This is a genomic window from Rhizobacter sp. P2_H2 (genome assembly GCF_056403375.1).
In genome coordinates this window covers 1-2,242 of record NZ_JBFUFP010000911.1, presented here as the reverse complement: position 1 = coordinate 2,242, position 2,242 = coordinate 1, and the positions used below count along the sequence as shown (strand labels likewise).

Genomic DNA, 2,242 nt, shown 5'->3' with positions numbered 1-2,242 from the left:
GGCTCCTACAATCCATTCAATCGCTGCACAGCGCAGCAACCATGCCGCTGAAACTTGGAGCGGCATTTTTGTTTTCAAGTGGGTTGAAAAATGAAGATCGTGCGTTGGGTCAGGCGCTGCGGCGCGGTGCTGGCATGGCTGGCAGCGGTGGGCCCGGTGGCTGCGGCGCCTGCATCGTCACCTGCCGCCGAGCCGGTGCGCGTCGCGCTGATCGAAGGGCTGTCGGGTTCCTTCGCGAACGCCGGCGAGGCGGTGTACCGCAACCTGCTGTGGGCGGTGGAGCGGGTGAACCAGCGTGGCGGCGTGAGCCTGCCGGATGGCCGCCATCCGCTGGAGCTGGTGCGCTTCGACAGCAAGGGCAGCAATGAAGAGGCGCTGTCGCTGCTGCGCTCGGCCATCGACCAGAAGATCGGCTTCGTGCTGCAGGGCAACAGCTCGGCCACCGCGGCCGCGCTGATCGACGCGCTGAACAAGCACAACCAGCGCGAGCCGGCGCGGCGCGCGATCTTCCTGAACTACTCGGCCGTCGACCCGGCGCTGACGAACGAGAAGTGCAGTTTCTGGCACTTCCGCTTCGATGCGCATGCCGACATGCGGCTGCAGGCGCTGACCGACGTGCTGGCTGCCGATGCGCGCGTGAAGAAGGTCTACCYGATCGGCCAGGACTACAGCTTCGGCCAGAGCGTGCTGCGCCAGGCGCGCGTGATGCTCGCGGCCAAGCGGCCCGACATCGAGATCGTCGGCGACGAACTGCACCCGCTCGGCCGCATCAAGGACTTCCTGCCGTACGCCGCGAAGATCAAGGCAAGCGGCGCGCAGGCGGTGCTCACCGGCAACTGGGGCAACGACCTGACGCTGCTGATCCGCGCCTCGCGCGAGGCCGGGCTGGACGCGCGCTTCTACACCTTCTACGGCAACGCGCTCGGCGCGCCGGCGGCGATCGGCGATGCCGGCCTGGACCGCGTGCTGGCGGTGGCCGAGTGGCACCCGAACGTCGGCGGTGCGGCCTCCGACAGGTTCTATGCAAGCTTCCGCGAGCGCTTCCCGAACCCGCAGGACGACTACGTGCACATGCGCATGCAGGCGATGGTCGAGATGCTGGCGGCCGCGATCGAGAAGGCCGGCAGCGCCGACCCGTTGGCGGTGGCGCGTGCGCTCGAGGGCCTGAAGCTCGACCCGCGCCACCTCGGCGGTTTCCACCGCGGCACGATGCGCGCCGGCGACCACCAGTTCGAGCAGCCGCTGGTCGTCAGCGTGATGCAGCGCGTCGGCAGCCCCGGCGTGCGCTTCGACAACGAGGGCTCGGGCTACGGCTTCAAGACCGTGCTGCAGCTCACCGAGACCCAGACCGAGATGCCGCACCGCTGTGCGATGGAGCGCCCATGAGATCCGTGATCGAAAACCTGCCCGCCTCGAAGATCCGCGAGGTCGCGAATGCGGCGATCGGCCGGGCCGACGTGCTGCCGTTCTGGTTCGGCGAGAGCGACGAGCCGACGCCGGATTTCGTGACCGAGGCGGCGGTCGCGTCGCTGCGCCGCGGCGAGACGGCGTATGCGCACAACCTGGGGCTGCCGGCCCTGCGCGAGGCGCTGGCGGGCTATGCGAGCAGCCTGCACCGGCCGGTCGGACCGGAGCGCATCGCCGTCACGTCGTCGGGCGTCAACGGCCTGATGATCGCGACGCAGGCGCTGGTGGGCGCCGGCGACGAGGTGGTCGCCGTGGTGCCGGTGTGGCCGAACATCACCGCGCAGCCGGCGATCCTCGGGGCCGACGTGAAGCGCGTGTCGCTGCAGGTGCACGACGGCGCCTGGCAGCTCGACCTCGAGCGCCTGCTGGCCGCGATCACCCCGCGCACCCGGCTGCTGCTGGTCAACGCGCCGAACAACCCGACCGGCTGGACGATGACCCGCGCCGAGCAGCAGGCCGTGCTCGACCACTGCCGCCGCACCGGCACCTGGATCGTCGCCGACGAGGTCTACGAGCGGCTGTACTACGAGCCGGATCCCGTCTCTGGGTCAAGCCATGCGGCGCCGAGCTTCCTCGACATCGCCGACGCGGACGACCGGCTGGTGGTGACGCACAGCTTCTCGAAGAGCTTCCTGATGACCGGCTGGCGGCTCGGTTCGCTGGTCGTGCCGGCGGCGCTGACGGCCGACATCGGCAAGCTGATCGAGTTCAACACCTCGTGCGCGCCGGTGTTCGTGCAGCAGGCCGGCATCGCCGCGCTGCAGGGCGCCGAGGC

At 69.7% G+C, this 2,242-nt stretch carries 2 protein-coding genes; both read left to right on the top strand.

The genetic code is table 11. The features are described from left to right. The first annotated feature begins 90 nt into the window (after window positions 1–90). Complete coding sequence (locus AC1D15_RS28140) at window positions 91–1,386, top strand: branched-chain amino acid ABC transporter substrate-binding protein (RefSeq protein WP_477828603.1); 1,296 nt, start codon at window positions 91–93, stop codon at window positions 1,384–1,386. Further along, window positions 1,383–2,242: pyridoxal phosphate-dependent aminotransferase (locus AC1D15_RS28135; RefSeq protein WP_477828602.1), on the top strand; the 860-nt coding region annotated here is incomplete at its 3' end. The genes AC1D15_RS28140 and AC1D15_RS28135, both read left to right, overlap by 4 nt.